Below are 17,915 nucleotides of genomic sequence, written 5' to 3'. Positions count from 1 at the left end.
CCGTTTCTAAGGCAAAATCACACCCCGGCAGCTATGTTGCAGATAGCAAGTACGCCAAATGCCACCGCAGCGGGCAACTTTGCCCGCCTGGCTGTGGTCCTAGCCTGCACACTGCTCGACCTTGCGTTCTTTTGGGGGATTACATGCTTCGATCTTTGCGCCTCGCTGCCCTGCTCGGCAGCTTGCTCATGGCTGTGGCCGCTTCAGCGCGGGATATCGACGCTGCCAGCTATGGCTACCCTCTTACCAACCCGTTCGAGGCCACCATCGCCACCACGCCGCCGGACAAGCGCCCTGAGCTGCCCAGCGACGATGACATCAATCAGTCCGACTACAGCCTGAACTTGCGCCCGGAACGTGAGTTCACGTTGCCCGACAACTTCTGGGCAGTGAAGAAGCTCAAGTACCGCCTGGCCCGCCAGGATCGCGAAGCGCCGCTGATCTTCATCATCGCCGGCACCGGTGCGCCCTACAGCAGCAGCATCAATGAATACCTGAAAAAGCTGTTCTACCAGGCCGGCTTCCACGTGGTGCAACTGTCATCGCCCACCAGCTATGATTTCATGAGTGCAGCCTCGCGCTTTGCTACCCCCGGCATCAGCCAGGAAGACGCCGAAGACATGTACCGGGTCATGCAGGCCGTGCGCGCCCAGCATCCTCGCCTGCCGATCAGTGATTTCTACCTCACCGGTTACAGCCTGGGTGCGCTCGACGCCGCCTTCGTCAGCCACCTGGACGAAACCCGCCGCAGCTTCAACTTCAAGCGTGTGCTGCTGCTCAACCCACCGGTCAACCTCTACACCTCGATCAACAACCTCGACAAGCTGGTGCAAACCCAGGTCAAGGGCATCGACCGCAGCACCACGTTCTACGAGCTGATGCTGGAAAAACTCACCCGCTACTTCCAGGACAAGGGCTACATCGACCTGAACGACGCCCTGCTGTACGACTTCCAGCAGTCGCGCCAGCACCTGTCCAACGAGCAGATGGCCATGCTGATCGGCACTTCGTTCCGCTTCTCGGCAGCCGACATCGCCTTCACGTCCGACCTGATCAACCGCCGTGGCCTGATCATTCCGCCGAAGTTCCCGATCACCGAAGGCAGTAGCCTCACGCCGTTCTTCAAGCGCGCCCTGCAGTGCGACTTCGACTGCTACATGACCGAACAGGTGATTCCGATGTGGCGCGCCCGCACCGACGGCAACAGCATCCTGCAGTTGGTCAACCAGGTCAGCCTGTATGCCCTGGAAGACTACCTGCGCAGCAGTGACAAGATCGCTGTGATGCACAACGCCGACGACGTCATTCTCGGCCCGGGCGACATTGGCTTCCTGCGCAAGGTGTTCGGCGAACGGCTGACCCTCTACCCCCATGGCGGCCATTGCGGCAACCTCAACTACCGCGTCAACAGTGACGCCATGCTGGAGTTCTTCCGTGGTTAACAAACTCCTCTTCGCCACTGCCCTGCTTGCCGCTGGCCACACCCTGGCCGCCGAAACCGCACCCAGAGCCAGCGTGGTCGAGGCCGACCCGCAGGTGATCGGTACCGCGCCACTGGTGCCCGAAGCCGATGGTTTCCTCGACCCGCTGCGTGAGCTGAAATTCAACCCGGGGCTGGACCAGCGCGAGTTCGAGCGCTCAACCCTGCAGGCGCTGAACGTGTACGACCCGCTGGAGTCGATCAACCGGCGCATCTACCACTTCAACTACCGATTGGACCAATGGGTGCTGCTGCCGCTGGTGAATGGCTATCAGTATGTAACCCCAAAGTTCGTGCGCACGGGGGTGAGCAACTTCTTCAACAACCTTGGCGATGTGCCGAACCTGTTCAACAGCGTGTTGCAGCTCAAAGCCAAGCGCTCGGCAGAAATCACTGCGCGACTGATGTTCAACACGATTATCGGCGTGGGTGGGCTGTGGGACCCGGCGACCAGCATGGGCCTGCCGCGCCAGAGCGAGGACTTTGGTCAGACCCTGGGCTTCTATGGCGTGCCGGATGGGCCGTACCTGATGCTGCCGGTGCTAGGCCCATCGAACCTGCGCGATACCACCGGGCTGGTGGTGGACTATGCGGGAGAGCAGGCGGTCAACTACCTGAACGTGGCCGAAGCCAGCACCGATCACCCGGAAATCTTCGCCCTGCGTGTGGTGGACAAGCGCTACACCACCAACTTCCGTTACGGCCAGCTGAATTCGCCGTTCGAGTATGAAAAGGTGCGGTATGTGTATACCCAGGCGCGCAAGTTGCAGATAGCCGAGTAAGCCTGCTGCGGCCCTTTCGCGGGTGAACCCGCGCCTACACAGGTATTGGCGCAACCCCTTGTCGCGAAAGGGCCCGCACAGGCACCATCAAATCCCCAGGAATTCGCAAAGCTCGCGCTTCTTGGCAAGGGCATCGCGCCGCCCCAGCTCGATCAGTTCACTGCAATAGCTGGCCTCGAACAGCAAATAGCTCAACACCCCCGCCCCGCTGGTGCGCGTCGCCCCCGGCCCCCGCAAAAACAGGCGTAACGCCGCCGGCAACTCGCGGCGGTGCCGAGCGGCAATCTCATCCAGCGGCTGGCTGGGCGCCACCACCAGCACGTCGATCGGTGCCAGCCCCAGGCGCCGGGCATCCAGGTGCGCCGGCAACAGCCCGCTCAAGTGGTTGAGGCGCTGCAGCAGTTCGATATCGCCTTCCAGGCTGTCAATGAACGTACTGTTGAGCAGGTGCCCGCCGATCTGCGCCAGGCTCGGCTGCTGTCCGCTGAACACGCGCTGGGGCGGCACCGGTGGCGCTGGCCGCTGCGGGTTTCCGCTGACCCCGACCACCAGCACCCGGCTGGCGCCCAGGTGCAAGGCCGGGCTGATCGGCGCCGACTGGCGCACTGCACCGTCGCCGTAATACTCGCCGCCCAGTTGCACCGGGGCGAACAACAGCGGGATCGCCGCACTGGCCAGCAGGTGGTCGATGGTCAACGGTGCGGGTACGCCGATACGCCGGTGGCGCAGCCAGGCCTCGATGGTGCCACGGCCCTGGTAGAAGGTCACCGCCTGGCCAGACTCGTAGCCAAAGGCGGTTACTGCCACGGCGCGCAATTGCTCGGCGGCCAAGGCATGGCCAATGCCATCCAGGTTCAGGTGCGTTTGCAGCAGGCTGCGCAAAGGGCTGCTGTCGAGCAACGCCACGGGGGCCTGGCCGCCCAGCCCCAGCAGGCTGTGGCCGACGAAGCGGCTAGCCTGGCGCACGACCCCGGGCCAGTCGCTGCGGATGACCAGATGGCTGCGGAAGTTCTGCCAGAAGGCAGTGAGCCGTTGCACGGCCTCATTGAAGTGCACGGCACCACTGGCCAGGGTGACGGCGTTGATGGCCCCGGCGGAGGTGCCGACAATGACCGGGAACGGGTTGTGCGCGCCGGCGGGCAGCAACTCGGCGATGCCCGCCAGCACGCCGACCTGGTAGGCAGCGCGGGCGCCGCCGCCAGAAAGGATGAGACCGGTTACCGGGGGTGGAGCCATGGAGTCCTTCCTGGGGTCAAGGTGCTTTCATGCCCGGCCTCTTCGCGGGTGGCCCCGCTCCCACAGGGCCCCGCAATATGCAGAACCTGTGGTAATCCTGCAGGAGCGGGTTTACCCGCGAAGAGGCCAGGCCTGCTTACAAGGTTCAGCGCTTTTTCTTGTCATACAGCCGCGGCGCCCCTTCGGGCCGCGACTTGAACCGCCGGTGCGCCCACAGGTATTGCTCGGGGCACTCGCGCAACACACGTTCAACCCACTGGTTGATGCGCAGGCAGTCGGCTTCCTCGCTCTCGCCGGGGAAGTCCGCCAGCGGCGGGTGGATGACCAGACGATAGCCGCTGCCATCCTCCAGGCGCTTCTGGGTGAACGGAATCACCTGCGCCTTGCCCAGCCGGGCAAACTTGGTGGTAGCGGTGACCGTCGCTGCGGGGATGCCAAACAACGGTACGAAGAGGCTCTGTTTGGCGCCGTAGTCCTGGTCCGGTGCGTACCAGATCGCCCGGCCCGAACGCAGCAGTTTGAGCATGCCACGCACGTCCTCGCGCTCCACCGCCAGCGAATCAAGGTTGTGACGCTCGCGGCCGCTGCGCTGGATGAAGTCGAACAGTGCATTGCCGTGTTCGCGGTACATGCCGTCGATCGTGTGCTGCTGGCCGAGCAGTGCGGCACCGATTTCCAGGGTAGTGAAGTGCACCGCCATGAGGATCGCGCCCTGCCCCGCCTGCTGGGCGGCCTGCAGGTGCTCAAGGCCCTCGATATGGGCCAGGCGCGCCAGCCTGGCCTTGGGCCACCACCAGCTCATGGCCATTTCGAAGAAGGCGATGCCGGTAGAGGCGAAGTTGGCCTTGAGCAAACGCTGCCGTTCGTCGACCGACAGCTCCGGGAAGCACAGCTCCAGGTTGCGCGCGGCGATGCGCCGACGTTCACCGGCAAAGCAATACATGACGGCGCCCAGCGCGGCACCGATTCTCAGCAGCACCCGGTACGGCAACTGAACCACCAGCCACAGCAGGCCCAGGCCCAGCCACAGGCCCCAGAACTTGGGGTGAAGGTAATAGGGACGAAAACGCGGGCGTTCCATTGAAGCATCCGGAAAGACAAAGGCCGCGCATTCTACAACGGATCAGCGCATGTTGCGGGCAACCGGTGTTCTCGTTATAAGTCAGGGCACTTTTTTCGCAACAAGCCGTCTATGCAGACCATGAGCCCAAACCACACACCCGACACCGCCTCCGTGTTCCAGCTCAAGGGCAGCATGCTCGCCATTACGGTACTGGAACTGGCGCGCAATGACCTTGAAGCCCTCGACCGCCAATTGGCGGCCAAAGTCGCCCAGGCCCCGAACTTCTTCAGCAATACACCGCTGGTGCTGGCGCTGGACAAGCTGCCGGCCGACGAAGGGGCAATCGACCTGCCCGGCTTGATGCGGATCTGCCGACACCACGGCCTGCGTACCCTGGCCATCCGCGCCAACCGCATCGAGGACATCGCCGCCGCCATCGCCATCGACCTGCCGGTGCTGCCGCCCTCGGGGGCCCGCGAACGGCCGTTGGATCCCGAGCCCGAGGTGGTCAAAAAGCCCGAGCCGGCCCCGGCGCCACCACCGCCCCCCGAACCCGAGGTGCGCCCGACCCGCATCATTACTTCGCCAGTACGCGGCGGCCAACAGATCTATGCTCAGGGCGGTGATCTGGTTGTGACGGGTTCGGTCAGCCCAGGTGCGGAACTTCTGGCCGATGGCAACATCCATGTGTACGGCGCCATGCGCGGCCGCGCCCTGGCCGGCATCAAAGGCAACACCAAGGCGCGTATCTTCTGCCAGCAGATGACCGCCGAAATGGTCTCGATCGCCGGCCAGTACAAAGTCTGCGAAGACCTGCGCCGGGATCCGCTGTGGGGGACCAGCGTGCAAGTCAGCCTGTCTGGTGACGTGTTGAACATCACCCGTCTTTAACGGATACTTGCCAGCATTTTTAGAGCAACTTTTTTACCGTTGCCTTTATTTAGCTATTTCAGTTTTTTGCAGGGACAAGTGTCCCGACTATTTTTAGGGGTGAAACACCTTGGCCAAGATTCTCGTGGTTACTTCCGGCAAGGGGGGTGTGGGCAAGACCACTACCAGCGCCGCCATTGGTACCGGCCTCGCACTGCGCGGCCACAAGACCGTCATTGTCGACTTCGACGTGGGCCTGCGTAACCTCGACCTGATCATGGGCTGCGAACGCCGCGTGGTGTACGACTTCGTCAACGTGGTCAACGGCGAAGCCAACCTGCAACAGGCCCTGATCAAGGACAAGCGCCTCGAGAACCTGTACGTGCTGGCCGCCAGCCAGACCCGTGACAAGGACGCGCTGACCCAGGAAGGCGTGGAAAAGGTACTGATGGACCTGAAGAAGGACTTCGAGTACGTCATCTGCGACTCGCCGGCCGGTATCGAAAAAGGTGCTCACCTGGCCATGTACTTCGCTGACGAAGCCATCGTGGTGACCAACCCGGAAGTTTCGTCGGTACGTGACTCCGACCGCATGCTGGGTATTCTGTCGAGCAAGTCGCGCCGCTCCGAAAACGGTGAAGAGCCGATCAAGGAGCATTTGCTGATCACCCGCTACCACCCGGAGCGCGTCGTCAAAGGCGAAATGCTGAGCGTGGCCGACGTGGAAGAAATCCTGTCGATCAAACTCAAGGGTGTGATCCCGGAATCGCAGGCCGTCCTCAAGGCGTCCAACCAAGGTATCCCGGTCATTCTCGATGACCAGAGCGATGCCGGCCAGGCCTACAGTGATGCGGTCGACCGCCTGCTGGGCAAAGAGAAGCCGATGCGCTTCATCGATGTACAGAAGAAGGGATTCTTCGAGCGCATTTTCGGGAGCAAATAAACCATGAACCTTTTTGACTTCTTTCGTGGCAGACAGAAACAGACCAGCGCGTCGGTAGCGAAAGAGCGTCTACAGATCATCGTGGCGCACGAGCGCGGCCAACGCAGCGAACCGGACTACCTGCCCGCGCTGCAGAAAGAACTGCTGGAAGTGATCCGCAAATATGTGAACATCGGCAACGATGATGTGCATATCGAGCTGGAAAACCAGGGCAGTTGCTCGATTCTGGAGCTGAACATCACCCTGCCGGATCGCTGATCCGCGTAGTCGACACTTTGGGGCTGCCTTGCAGCCCTTCGCGGGCAAGCCCGCTCCTACAGGGAAATGCATAGCCTTTGTAGGAGCGGGCTTGCCCGCGAAGGGCCGCAAAGCGGCCCCAGCGTTTACTGCTATTTTCGTGAGACCTGTAATGCCGCTGTCGAATGTCCAGATCCTCTTCGAAGACGCCGCCATCCTGGTGATCAACAAACCGACCCTGCTGCTGTCGGTACCTGGCCGTGCCGAGGACAACAAGGACTGCCTGATCACCCGGCTGCAGGAAAACGGCTACCCCGATGCGCTGATCGTGCACCGTCTGGACTGGGAAACCTCCGGCATCATCCTGCTGGCCCGCGATGCCGATAGCCACCGCGAGCTGTCGCGCCAGTTTCACGACCGTGAAACCGAAAAAGCCTACACCGCACTGTGCTGGGGCCAGCCGGCGCTGGACAGCGGCAGCATCGACCTGCCACTGCGCTACGACCCACCGACCAAACCACGGCATGTGGTGGACCACGAGCAGGGCAAACACGCCCTGACCTTCTGGCGTATCGTCGAACGCTGCGGCGATTACTGTCGGGTGGAGCTGACGCCGATTACCGGGCGTTCGCACCAGCTGCGCGTGCACATGCTGTCGATCGGGCACCCGCTGCTGGGTGATCGGCTGTACGCCAACCCGCAAGCCCTGGCGGCCCATGAGCGGCTGTGCCTGCATGCCTCGATGCTGAGCTTTACCCACCCGGTGTCCGGGCAGCGGTTGAAGTTCGAGTGCCCGGCACCGTTCTGATTTCGCAGGGCCTGTACCGGCCTCTTCGCGGCTGAAGCCGCCCCCACAGGGACCGCGCTGCGCTCAGGGGCTGTGTAATACTTGTGGGAGCGGCGTTAGCCGCGAAGATGCAGACACAAATTGTCGACATTCTGCGTTAAACTCGCGCCACTGCTGTCTGGAGTGAGCTATGCGCGACGCACTGAATACCGGCCTCATCGAATTTCTCAAGGCCTCCCCCACGCCCTTCCATGCCACCGCCAGCCTGGTCCAGCGCCTTGAGGCGGCCGGCTACAAGCGCCTGGACGAGCGCGACAGTTGGGACCCCGAGACTGGCGGCCGCTACTACGTCACCCGCAACGATTCTTCAATCATCGCCATCAAACTGGGCAAGCAGTCGCCGCTGCTCAATGGCATCCGTATGGTCGGCGCCCACACTGACAGCCCGTGCTTGCGGGTCAAGCCTCAGCCCGAGCTGCAGCGCCAGGGTTTCCTGCAACTGGGCGTGGAAGTGTATGGCGGCGCGTTGCTGGCACCCTGGTTCGACCGCGACCTGTCGCTGGCCGGCCGCGTCACCTACCGCCGTGACGGCAAGGTCGAAAGCCAGCTGATCGACTTCAAGCTGCCAATCGCGATCATCCCCAACCTGGCGATCCACCTGAACCGTACCGCCAACGAAGGCTGGGCGATCAACCCGCAGAACGAACTGCCCCCTATCCTCGCCCAAGTGGCCGGTGACGAACGCATCGACTTCCGCGCCCTGCTCACCGAGCAACTGGCCCGCGAGCACGAGCTGATCGCCGACGTGGTGCTGGACTACGAGCTGAGCTTCTATGACACGCAGGACGCCGCGCTGATCGGTCTGAATGGCGACTTCATCGCCGGCGCCCGCCTGGACAATCTGCTGTCGTGCTACGCCGGTTTGCAGGCCCTGCTGGCCGCCGACAGCGACGAGACCTGTGTGCTGGTGTGCAACGACCACGAAGAAGTCGGCAGTTGCTCGGCCTGTGGTGCCGATGGCCCGATGCTGGAGCAGACCCTGCAGCGCCTGCTACCCGATGGCGACACCTATGTGCGCACCCTCCAGCGCTCGCTGATGGTATCGGCCGACAACGCCCACGGCGTGCACCCCAACTACGCCGACAAGCATGACGGCAACCACGGGCCGAAGCTCAACGCCGGGCCCGTGATCAAAGTGAACAACAACCAGCGTTACGCCACCAACAGCGAGACTGCCGGGTTCTTCCGCCACTTGTGCATGGCCGAGGAAGTACCGGTGCAGAGCTTTGTGGTGCGCAGCGACATGGGCTGTGGCTCGACCATCGGGCCGATCACCGCCAGCCACCTGGGTGTGCGCACGGTAGATATCGGTTTGCCGACATTTGCCATGCACTCCATTCGCGAGCTGTGCGGCAGCCATGACCTGGCGCACCTGGTGAAGGTACTGACCGCGTTCTACCGTAGCCGCGAACTGCCCTGATGTAAGCAGGCCCGGCCTATTCGCGGCGGTTCGACGCGAACAGGCCGAGCCTGCTTACACATGCTCAAGGTCAATCACGCCTCGTTTGCCAAGCGCTATGCTTGTTACATGGCCCCACTGCAAAAGGATTGCTGTCCATGTCCCCGTTCCTGTCACTGTTCGTCCCGGTGTTCCTGTTCCTGATGCTGCTGACCATCGGCTTCAGCATGCGCGAACGCAACATCGGTGTACTGATGATGTGGGTCGGCACCTTGGGTATTTTCGGCCTCACCTGCTGGAAGATCCTCGAGAAACTGCCGACATAAACCTCTACACTCGGTCAATCGTTTGACCTGAGGTAGATTTGCCAGTGCCTGCCCTCCTGCGTTACCTGTTCCTGTTGCTCTTGCTGTTCATCGCCCCGGTACAAGCGGCGGGCTTGCCTGGCCTGCTGGGCGGCAGTGCGCCCGCGCAGCCTGAAGCCACCGAGCCGCTGGGCAAGTCGCTGGACGAGGTGATCAAGAACCTCGAAAACGACCAGCAACGGGCCAAGCTGCTGGCCGACCTGAAAAAACTGCGCGACGCCACCCGGCAATCGCAACCCAGCGTTGAACAGGGCGTGCTCGGCCTGATCGGCGGTGCCCTGCATGACTTTGAAAAACAGTTCAGCGGCGATGCCAGTCCATTCCACCGCTGGGCCGCAGAAATCGAACAAGCCCAGGCCGAACTGACCGAACTGGTGGTGCCCGTGCACCAGTGGCCGCCAATCCTGTTCGGTTTTGCTGCAGTGATTGTCGTGTGGAGTGTGCTGGCCTACGCCTTCAACTGGGTCGGCCATCGGGTACGCCTGCGCTTTGGCCTGAGCGAAGAACTGCCACAGCACCCGCGTACCTGGGACCTGGTGCGCTTTGCCTTGCGCAAGCTCGGCCCCTGGCTGGTAGCGCTGGTGTTCACGGTGTACCTGAGTTTCGTGCTGCCGCCATCGCTGGGCAAATCCCTGGCCATGGTGCTGGCCTACGCACTGGTGGTCGGTACCTGCTTTTCGGCCATTTGCGTCATCGCCTTTTCCTTGCTGGACGGCCCACACCGCCACCGCGCCCTGCACATCCTGCGGCGCCAGGCGTTTCGCCCGTTGTGGCTGATCGGCAGCTTCGCCGCGTTTGGCGAGGCGATGAGCGATCCACGCATGCTGGTTGCCCTCGGTACCCACCTGGCCCACGCCCTGGCTACCCTGGCCAATGTGATTGCGGCACTGTGCACCGGGCTGTTCATCCTGCGCTTCCGCCGGCCGATCGCCCACCTGATCCGCAACCAGCCACTGTCGCGGCGCCTGACCCGACGCACCCTCAGCGATACCATCGAGATCCTCGGCAGCTTCTGGTTCATTCCGGCGCTGATCCTGGTGGCCATTTCGCTGTTCGCCACCTTCGTCTCCGCCGGCGACACCAGCACCGCACTGCGTCAGTCGCTGATGTGCACGGTGCTGGTGGTGGTGTGCATGGTACTCAACGGCCTGGTGCGCCGCCATGCCGCCAACCCCAAGCGGGCCGGCAAGCGCCAGGCGGTGTACACCGAACGCCTGCGCAACTTCGGCTACCTGCTGGTGCACCTGTTCATCTGGCTGGTGTTCATCGAGTTGGGCCTGCGCGTGTGGGGCGTGTCGATGATCAGCTTCGCCGAGGGCGACGGCCATGACATCAGCCTGCGCCTGCTGGGCCTGGCCGGCACACTGATCGTGGCCTGGCTGGTGTGGATCCTTGCCGACACCGCCGTACACCATGCCCTGGTGCGCTCGCGCCGGGGGCTGGCCAACGCCCGTGCGCAAACCATGATGCCGTTGATCCGCAACGTGATGTTCGTGGTCATCTTCATCATCGCGGTCATCGTCGCCCTGGCCAACATGGGCATGAACGTCACCCCGCTGCTGGCCGGTGCCGGTGTGATCGGCCTGGCCATCGGTTTTGGCGCCCAGTCGCTGGTGGCCGACCTGATCACCGGCCTGTTCATCATCATCGAAGATTCGCTGGCCATCGACGACTACGTGGATGTCGGCGGCCACCTGGGCACGGTGGAAGGGTTGACCATTCGTACCGTGCGCCTGCGCGACATCGACGGCATTGTGCATACCATCCCGTTCAGCGAAATCAAGAGCATCAAGAACTACTCGCGGGAGTTCGGCTACGCGATCTTCCGCGTGGCAATCCCGCACAGCATGAACATCGACCAGGCGATCACGCTGGTTCGCGAAGTGGGGCAGAAGCTGCGCAATGACCCACTGATGCGCCGCAATATCTGGTCGCCGCTGGAGCTACAGGGGGTGGAGAGCTTCGAGTCAGGGTCGGCGATCTTGCGGGCGCGGTTCAAGACCGCGCCGATCAAGCAGTGGGAGGTGTCGCGGGCGTTCAACCTGGCCTTGAAGCGGCAGCTGGATGAAGCCGGGCTGGACCTGGCGACGCCGCGGTTGTCGGTGCAGGTGGTGACAGCCGGTGGGGGTGGGATGACAGAGGCCCGCTCGTAGGAGCGGGTTTACCCGCGAAGAAGGCAACACCTCATCCAGCCTGGGCCCGAATGCGGATCGCATCATGCCGCCAATACTCGAGGTCACAGTCGATCAAGTGCCCATGCTGGTCGCTGTTGACCCGGGTAATGTGCAACCCCGGGCTGCCCGCCGACACTTTCAAAGCGCTTGCCGCCTCCACCGGCAACGCTGTCGGCAGGATCTCGAAGCACACCTGCCCGTACTCGATGCCATACACCCGCCCATAAATCTCGGTCAGTGACTGCGCCAGGTCGTGTTCGAGAATGCCTGGAAAGTACCGGGGGTTGAGGTAATGCTCGGCATACAGCACCGCCCGCCCGTCAATCCGCCGTAACCGGCAGACGCGCACCACGCTGGACAACGCCGGCAGCTGCAAGCGTGCACAGATGGCCGCCGAAGCCGGCTGCAGCCTCGCCGACAGCAGTTCGGTACTGGCCACCCGCCCCTGATCGCGCACCATGGCATGGAAATGGCTGCGCTCGATGAGGTCGTAGGTCAAGCGCTGCGGCGCAACGAACCAGCCTCGGCGCTCTTCGCGGTAAATCAAGCCTTGGGCCTCCAGCTGCACCAACGCCTCACGCAGGGTAATGCGCGTGGTGTCGAACACCTCGCTGAGCCGCCGCTCGGCCGGCAGCTTGCCGCCCGGCGCCAGCAGGCCATGCTCGATCTGCTCCTGCAGGGCATGGCAGATGGCTGTTACCGCACGCGGGGGCGTCGACTGCATCGAAAGGTTACCTATCTGGACTAGTCCAGCCCCATCACAGGGCAGGTTGAGAATAGTGCAAGCCTATGCAGGGCTGATGAACATCCTGTGACAAAGCTTGGGCCAGGCACTGCCAGAAACGCGCCAAGCCAGCAGAACCGGGGCGATTACCTGGTCTACGCTGTAGCTTCAGGGCCCTTGCCGGCCCCCTCCCTACATCAAACTGTCACGCAAGCGGCCTACCTTGGCTCAAGGTTTGCTGACCTAGACCAAAGGTGCCAGTCAAAGGCTTGCAACGGCTTTACCCAGAACAACGATCGCAAAGGCACCCACCCAAAGGAGCTTCGGATGAAAAAGTTCTTCATGGCGTCACTGCTTGGTTCGGCCATCGCGTTGTGCACCACGGCCATGGCCGCCGGCACTGACCTCAAGGCCCTGGAAGACGCCGCCCGCAAGGAAGGCACTGTCAACAGCGTGGGCATGCCCGACGCCTGGGCCAACTGGAAAGGCACCTGGGAAGACCTGGCCAGCAAGTACGGCCTCAAACACAGCGACACCGACATGAGCTCGGCCCAGGAACTGGCCAAGTTCGAGGCCGAGAAGGACAACGCCAGTGCCGACATCGGTGACGTGGGGGCGGCCTTCGGCCCGATCGCGGTGACCAAGGGCGTCAGCCAGCCTTACAAGCCAAGCACCTGGGACCAGGTGCCGGAATGGGCCAAGGACAAGGACGGCCACTGGGCGCTGGCCTATACCGGCACCATCGCTTTCATCATCAACAAGGACCTGGTCAAGGAAGAGGAACGGCCGAAAACCTGGCATGACCTGGAAAAAGGCAAGTACAAGGTCGCTATTGGCGACGTCGGCACAGCAGCCCAGGCCGCCAACGGTGTGCTGGCTGCGGCCATCGCCTACAAAGGTGACGAGACCAACGTGGCGCCAGGCCTGCAACTGTTTACCAAGCTGGCGCAGCAGAAGCGCCTGTCGCTGGCCAACCCGACCATCCAGACACTGGAGAAGGGCGAGGTGGAAGTTGGCGTGGTGTGGGACTTCAACGGCCTGAGCTACCGTGAACAGATCGACCCAAAACGTTTTGAAGTGCTGATCCCCTCGGACGGCTCGGTGATTTCCGGCTATACCACGGTCATCAACAAGTACGCCAAGCATCCCAACGCGGCCAAGCTGACCCGTGAATACATCTTCAGCGACGCCGGGCAGATCAACCTGGCCAAGGGCCATGCACGGCCGATCCGGGCCGAGCACCTGAAGCTGCCGGCGGATGTGCAGGCCAAGCTGCTGCCTAACGAGCAGTACGGTGCCGCCCAGCCGATCAAGAATGCTGAAGCCTGGGAAGCCACCTCGAAGAAACTGCCGCAGATGTGGCAGGAGCAGGTGATCATCGAGATGGAGTAAGGGGCTGGGCTTTGTAGCGCCTGATCCGGCCTTTCGCGGGTAAACCCGCTCCTACACAGGGATACGCGATACCTGTAGGAGCGGGTTTACCCGCGAAGGTGCCAACGCGGTTCATGACTGGAGAAAACATGCAACACAACGTCATCCTGGTCCTGCTCGACGGCCTCAACTACCAGGTCGCCCACCATGCGATGGGCCACCTGCACGCCTACGTCGAAGCAGATCGCGCCGCGCTGTACCGCATGGAATGCGAGCTGCCCTCGCTGTCGCGGCCGCTGTACGAATGCATCCTCACCGGCGTGCCGCCGATCGACAGCGGCATCGTGCACAACAACATCAACCGCCTGTCCAACCAACGCAGCGTGTTTCACTACGCCCGCGAGGCCAACCTGGGCACCGCAGCGGCCGCCTACCACTGGATGAGCGAGCTGTACAACCGCTCGCCCTTCGATCCGCAGCGCGACCGCCATACCCACGCGCCGAAGCTGCCGATCCAGCACGGGCTGTTCTACTGGGACGACCGCTACCCTGATTCGCACCTTCTGGCCGATGGCGAGTACCTGCGCCGCCGTCACGCCCCCAACTTCCTGCTGGTGCACCCGATGAGCGTTGACGACGTGGGTCACCGCCACGGCCTTGACAGCAGCCAGTATCGCAACGCTGCGCGCAGCGTTGACATTCTGCTGGCCGACTACCTGCCTGGCTGGCTCGAAGAGGGCTATCAGGTATTGGTCACCGCCGACCACGGCATGAACAACGACCGCTCGCACAACGGCCTGCTGGCTGAAGAACGTGAAGTGCCGCTGTTCGTCTTCGGCGACGCCTTCAGCCTGGACCCGGCCGCCAAGCCGCTGCAAACCGAACTGTGCGGCACCATCTGCGAGCTGCTGGGCGCCGCGCACGACAAGACGGTTTGCCGGGAGTTGCTGAAGTGAATGGCGGCATGCGTGGCCGCTACCTGGCCCTGCTCTGCCTGTTGCCGTTCGCCGTGTTTTTCGTCATTTTCCAGGTCGCCCCGCTGGCCTGGGTGGCGATCAACAGCCTGCAATCGGAGGCCGGCTGGGGCATCGACAACTTCAGCAAGGTGTTCGCCTCCAAGTTCTACCTGCAGGCGTTGCAACGCAGCCTGGAAATCAGCTTCTGGTCGAGCGTGTTCGGCATCGTCATCGCTACCCTCGGCGCCTACTCGCTGCGCCAGGTGGACTCGAAGCTGCGCGACTTCGTCAGCGCCTTCGCCAACATGACCAGCAACTTTGCCGGCGTACCGCTGGCCTTTGCCTTCATCATCCTGCTTGGCTTCAACGGCGCACTGACGCTGCTGCTGAAGCAGGTCGGCCTGCTGGAAGACTTCAGTATCTATTCCAAAAGCGGGTTGATCCTGGTGTACACCTACTTCCAGATCCCGCTGGGCGTATTGCTGCTGTACCCCGCCTTCGACGCCCTGCGCGAAGACTGGCGCGAGTCAGCCGCGCTGCTGGGCGCCAACCACTGGCAGTACTGGCGACACATCGGCCTGCCGGTGCTGGCCCCGGCACTGCTGGGCACCTTCGTCATCCTGCTGGCCAACGCCCTCGGCGCCTACGCCACCGTGTACGCACTGACCACCGGCAACTTCAACGTACTGCCGATCCGCATCGCCGGCCTGGTGGCGGGCGACATCAGCCTCGATCCGAACCTGGCCAGCGCCCTGGCGATGGTGCTGGTGGGGCTGATGACGCTGGTCACGGTGGTGCATCAATGGCTGCTGAAAAGGAGCTACCATGCGCGCTGACATTCGTTCCGGCGGCTGGTACCACCGCCTCGTGGTCTACCTGCTGTTCCTGATCCTGCTGCTGCCCCTGGCCGGCACCCTGCTCTACTCGCTGGCCACCAGCTGGTCGGCGAGCCTGCTGCCCAGTGGCCTGACCCTGAAGTGGTATGCGGCGCTGTGGAGCGAGCCGCGCTTCCTCGCGGCCTTCGGCCAGTCGCTGCTGGTGTGCGTAGGCGCACTGCTGCTGTCGGTGGTGCTGATCTTGCCACTGCTGTTCGTGGTGCATTACCACTTCCCGCGGCTCGACGCGCTGATGAACATCCTCATCCTGCTGCCATTCGCGGTCCCGCCGGTGGTGTCGTCGGTGGGGCTGCTGCAGCTGTATGGCAGCGGGCCGATGGCCATGGTCGGCACACCGTGGATCCTGATCGGCTGCTACTTCACCATCGCCCTGCCGTTCATGTACCGGGCCATCACCAACAACCTGCAGGCCATCAACCTGCGCGACCTGATGGACGCCGCGCAACTGCTCGGCGCCAGCACCTGGCAGGCCGCATTGCTGGTGGTGCTGCCGAACCTGCGCCAGGGCCTGATGGTGGCAGTGCTGCTGTCGTTCTCGTTCCTGTTCGGCGAATTCGTGTTTGCCAACCTGCTGGTCGGTACCCGCTACGAGACCCTGCAGGTGTACCTGAACAACATGCGCAACAGCAGCGGCCACTTCAACAGCGCGCTGGTCATCTCCTACTTCGCCTTCGTGCTGGTACTGACCTGGGTCGCCAACCGCCTGAACAAGGACAAGACCTGACATGAGCTTCGTCAGTGTACAGAAACTGCAGAAAAGCTACGCCGGCAGCCCGGTGTTCGAGCGCATCGACTGCCACATCGAACGCGGCGAATTCGTCACCCTGCTCGGCCCGTCCGGCTGCGGCAAGTCCACCCTGCTGCGCTGCATTGCCGGTCTGACCTCGGTGGACAGCGGGCAGATACTGCTCGACGGCCACGACATCGTGCCGCTAAGCCCGCAAAAGCGTGGCATCGGCATGGTGTTCCAGAGCTACGCGCTGTTCCCTAACATGACCGTGGAGCAGAATGTCGCCTTCGGCCTGCGCATGCAGAAGGTCAAGGCCGATGAAAGCCAGCTGCGGGTACGCGAGGTGCTGGAGCTGGTGGAGCTGGGCAAGTTCGCCGGGCGCTACCCGCACCAGCTTTCCGGTGGCCAGTGCCAGCGCGTGGCCCTGGCACGCTCACTGGTCACCCGCCCGCGCCTGCTGCTGCTCGACGAACCGTTGTCGGCGCTGGATGCACGTATCCGCAAGCACCTGCGCGAGCAGATTCGCGCCATCCAGCGCGAACTGGGGCTGACCACCATATTCGTCACTCACGATCAGGAGGAAGCGCTGACCATGTCCGACCGCATCTTCCTGATGAACCAGGGGCGCATCGTCCAGAGCGGCGATGCCGAAACCCTCTACACCGCCCCCGTGGACCTGTTTGCCGCCGGCTTCATCGGCAACTACAACCTGCTCGACGCCGACAGCGCCAGCCGCCTGCTGCAGCGCCCGGTGGCCAGCCGCCTGGCGATCCGCCCAGAGTCGATCACCCTTGGCGAGCACGGCGAGCTGGACGCCGAGGTGCGCAGCCACAGCCTGCTGGGCAACGTAATCCGCTACCGGGTGCGGGTGCGCGACGTGGAGCTGGTGGTCGATGTGCTCAACCGCTCGCCGGCCGACTTGCATGCGGACGGAAAACGGGTAAGCGTGTCGATCGACCCCACTGCGCTGCGGGAAGTGGCTTAAGGAGACTCAACACAATGGCACTGGCAATTTTCGATCTGGATGAAACCCTGATCCACGGCGACTGCGCATCACTGTGGAGCGAGCAGATGGCCCGGCTGGGCTGGGTCGACGGCAAGGATTTCCTGCGCCGCGACCATGAACTGATGGAAGCCTATGGCAGGGGCCACCTGCAGATGGAGGACTACATGGCCTTCAGCCTGGAGCCGATTGCCGGGCGTACCCTGGAAGAAGTCGAGCACCTGGTGGCACCGTGGGTCGAAGAAGTGATCGAGCCGATCATCTACGGTGACGCCTGCCGCTGCATTGCCGAGCACCGCAAGCGTGGGGATCGCATCCTGATCATTTCCGCTTCGGGAACGCACCTGGTCGGGCCGATTGCCGCGAGACTGGGCGTGGATGAATACCTGGCCATCGAGCTTGAGGCTGTGAACGGGGTGTACACCGGCAAGACCCACGGGGTGCTGACCTATCGTGAGGGCAAGATCACGCGGTTACTGGAATGGCTGGATCAGGAGCAGGAGAACCTGGAGGGCGCGAGTTTCTATTCCGATTCGAGGAATGACTTGCCGTTGTTGTTGAGAGTGGATCACCCGCATGTGGTGAACCCGGATGCGGTGTTGCGCGAGCATGCCGAGATCAATGGGTGGCCGATTCTGAGCTGGAGCTGAAGGTTTTTATGGGCTGTGCCGGCCCCTTCGCGGGTAAACCCGCTCCTACATCGCACAGTGTTCAAATTATGGCGATCCTGAGCTGCGCCCCAGATGTTGGACGGTCGGTGCTAGGCTACCTCAGCTTGAGTTCTGTAAGCCACAGGACTCAGGCCGTTGAGTTTCATTTTAATGCGGTCATGGTTGTAA

At 62.8% G+C, this 17,915-nt stretch carries 19 protein-coding genes; 15 read left to right on the top strand and 4 right to left on the bottom strand.

The window, feature by feature from the left end:
- Nucleotides 1–143: 143 nt before the first annotated feature.
- Together I8746_RS16950 and I8746_RS16945 are read left to right on the top strand one after the other, a co-directional pair.
- Nucleotides 144–1,442, top strand: a complete 1,299-nt coding sequence (locus tag I8746_RS16950; RefSeq protein WP_012053408.1) for a serine protein kinase PrkA — start codon at nt 144–146, stop codon at nt 1,440–1,442.
- 73 nt (nt 1,443–1,515) lie between these two features.
- Nucleotides 1,516–2,262: a VacJ family lipoprotein gene (locus I8746_RS16945; protein ID WP_049806385.1), complete on the top strand. Its 747-nt coding sequence runs from the start codon at nt 1,516–1,518 to the stop codon at nt 2,260–2,262.
- A gap of 87 nt (nt 2,263–2,349) precedes the next feature.
- Here the strand turns inward: I8746_RS16945 and I8746_RS16940 are convergent, their stop codons facing one another.
- Complete coding sequence (locus tag I8746_RS16940; RefSeq protein WP_012053410.1) at nt 2,350–3,498, bottom strand: patatin-like phospholipase family protein; 1,149 nt, start codon at nt 3,496–3,498, stop codon at nt 2,350–2,352.
- Nucleotides 3,499–3,643: 145 nt separating this feature from the next.
- Nucleotides 3,644–4,579 carry a lipid A biosynthesis lauroyl acyltransferase gene (locus tag I8746_RS16935; protein ID WP_012053411.1) on the bottom strand — a complete coding sequence of 312 codons (936 nt, stop codon included), beginning with the start codon at nt 4,577–4,579 and terminating at the stop codon, nt 3,644–3,646.
- A 111-nt stretch (nt 4,580–4,690) separates the two neighbouring features.
- Here I8746_RS16935 and minC point away from each other — a divergent pair, with 111 nt between their 5' ends.
- The 7 genes from minC to I8746_RS16900 all read left to right on the top strand — a co-directional run bounded on the left by minC (nt 4,691) and on the right by I8746_RS16900 (nt 11,375).
- Nucleotides 4,691–5,452 carry a septum site-determining protein MinC gene (gene minC, locus I8746_RS16930; RefSeq protein ID WP_221100853.1) on the top strand — a complete coding sequence of 254 codons (762 nt, stop codon included), beginning with the start codon at nt 4,691–4,693 and terminating at the stop codon, nt 5,450–5,452.
- Nucleotides 5,453–5,561: 109 nt separating this feature from the next.
- Nucleotides 5,562–6,374: a septum site-determining protein MinD gene (minD, locus tag I8746_RS16925; RefSeq protein ID WP_003252574.1), complete on the top strand. Its 813-nt coding sequence runs from the start codon at nt 5,562–5,564 to the stop codon at nt 6,372–6,374.
- A 3-nt stretch (nt 6,375–6,377) separates the two neighbouring features.
- Nucleotides 6,378–6,632: a cell division topological specificity factor MinE gene (minE, locus tag I8746_RS16920; protein ID WP_003252572.1), complete on the top strand. Its 255-nt coding sequence runs from the start codon at nt 6,378–6,380 to the stop codon at nt 6,630–6,632.
- A gap of 151 nt (nt 6,633–6,783) precedes the next feature.
- On the top strand, nt 6,784–7,419 hold the full coding sequence (locus tag I8746_RS16915) for an RluA family pseudouridine synthase (RefSeq protein WP_003252569.1): 636 nt from the start codon (nt 6,784–6,786) through the stop codon (nt 7,417–7,419).
- A gap of 169 nt (nt 7,420–7,588) precedes the next feature.
- Nucleotides 7,589–8,878 carry a M18 family aminopeptidase gene (locus tag I8746_RS16910; protein WP_012053413.1) on the top strand — a complete coding sequence of 430 codons (1,290 nt, stop codon included), beginning with the start codon at nt 7,589–7,591 and terminating at the stop codon, nt 8,876–8,878.
- 137 nt (nt 8,879–9,015) lie between these two features.
- Nucleotides 9,016–9,183, top strand: coding sequence for a hypothetical protein (locus I8746_RS16905; RefSeq protein WP_003252566.1), 168 nt, complete (start codon nt 9,016–9,018; stop codon nt 9,181–9,183).
- A gap of 44 nt (nt 9,184–9,227) precedes the next feature.
- Nucleotides 9,228–11,375, top strand: coding sequence for a mechanosensitive ion channel family protein (locus tag I8746_RS16900; protein WP_014860249.1), 2,148 nt, complete (start codon nt 9,228–9,230; stop codon nt 11,373–11,375).
- Between the two features lie 31 nt (nt 11,376–11,406).
- Here I8746_RS16900 and I8746_RS16895 read toward each other — a convergent pair whose 3' ends face one another.
- The gene (locus I8746_RS16895) at nt 11,407–12,120 is read right to left on the bottom strand and encodes a UTRA domain-containing protein (RefSeq protein WP_003252562.1); all 714 of its coding nucleotides are present in this window, start codon (nt 12,118–12,120) and stop codon (nt 11,407–11,409) included.
- A gap of 327 nt (nt 12,121–12,447) precedes the next feature.
- Between I8746_RS16895 and I8746_RS16890 the strand changes: the two genes are divergently transcribed.
- The 6 genes from I8746_RS16890 (at nt 12,448) to I8746_RS16865 (ending at nt 17,726) form a co-directional block, all read left to right on the top strand.
- On the top strand, nt 12,448–13,512 hold the full coding sequence (locus I8746_RS16890; RefSeq protein ID WP_014860248.1) for an ABC transporter substrate-binding protein: 1,065 nt from the start codon (nt 12,448–12,450) through the stop codon (nt 13,510–13,512).
- Between the two features lie 128 nt (nt 13,513–13,640).
- On the top strand, nt 13,641–14,447 hold the full coding sequence (locus I8746_RS16885; protein ID WP_041167252.1) for an alkaline phosphatase family protein: 807 nt from the start codon (nt 13,641–13,643) through the stop codon (nt 14,445–14,447).
- An 8-nt stretch (nt 14,448–14,455) separates the two neighbouring features.
- Nucleotides 14,456–15,283: an ABC transporter permease subunit gene (locus I8746_RS16880; protein WP_012053417.1), complete on the top strand. Its 828-nt coding sequence runs from the start codon at nt 14,456–14,458 to the stop codon at nt 15,281–15,283.
- Entirely contained in the window at nt 15,273–16,067 is a 795-nt protein-coding gene (locus I8746_RS16875) for an ABC transporter permease (protein WP_003252553.1), read from the top strand. The genes I8746_RS16880 and I8746_RS16875 overlap by 11 nt, the downstream gene beginning before the upstream one ends.
- 1 nt (nt 16,068) lies before the next feature.
- Nucleotides 16,069–17,058, top strand: a complete 990-nt coding sequence (locus tag I8746_RS16870; protein WP_054888722.1) for an ABC transporter ATP-binding protein — start codon at nt 16,069–16,071, stop codon at nt 17,056–17,058.
- Between the two features lie 14 nt (nt 17,059–17,072).
- On the top strand, nt 17,073–17,726 hold the full coding sequence (locus I8746_RS16865) for an HAD family phosphatase (RefSeq protein WP_003252546.1): 654 nt from the start codon (nt 17,073–17,075) through the stop codon (nt 17,724–17,726).
- A 110-nt stretch (nt 17,727–17,836) separates the two neighbouring features.
- Here I8746_RS16865 and I8746_RS27620 read toward each other — a convergent pair.
- The coding region (locus tag I8746_RS27620) for an IS3 family transposase (RefSeq protein WP_221100889.1) at nt 17,837–17,915 on the bottom strand (79 nt) is incomplete at its 5' end.

Origin of the sequence: Pseudomonas sp. USTB-Z, from assembly GCF_019691255.1 — a bacterium.
GTDB lineage: Bacteria > Pseudomonadota > Gammaproteobacteria > Pseudomonadales > Pseudomonadaceae > Aquipseudomonas > Aquipseudomonas alloputida.
This window is presented reverse-complemented; position numbering and strand designations above follow the sequence as displayed.